Genomic DNA, 447 nt, shown 5'->3' on the forward strand with positions numbered 1-447 from the left:
ACTGGAAGGAATGCCGCTGCGGCGAGAAAACTGAAGTGGGCGACCATACCTACGGCGAATGGAAAATAACAAAGGAGCCTACCACAACCGAAACAGGTTCCAGAGAACGTACCTGCTCCATCTGCAAATATACGCAGAAAGAGACGATTCCGGTTCATGAACACAGCATCCATGACGAAACATGGAAATATAACGATACCGAGCACTGGCAGGAGTGTTCCTGTGGGGAAAGGCTGAATGTGGCAAACCATACCTACGGCGATTGGAAAGTAACCAAAGAGGCCACTGAAACCGAAGCGGGTTCCAGAGAACGTGACTGCACGGTCTGCGACCATGTGCAGACCGAAACCATTCCGATGCTTGAACATGAGCACATCTACGGCGACTGGCAGAGTAATGACACCCAGCACTGGAAGGAATGCCGCTGCGGCGAGAAAACTGAAGTGG

Annotated in this window: 1 pseudogene; it reads left to right on the top strand. The window is 51.7% G+C overall.

The features are described 5' to 3' along the window. Positions 1-447 (top strand): annotated as a pseudogene (locus H6A20_RS13165) (hypothetical protein); the annotation flags it as partial.

Origin of the sequence: Mordavella massiliensis, assembly GCF_016901695.1 — a bacterium.
In the GTDB taxonomy this organism is placed as follows: domain Bacteria; phylum Bacillota; class Clostridia; order Lachnospirales; family Lachnospiraceae; genus Claveliimonas; species Claveliimonas massiliensis_A.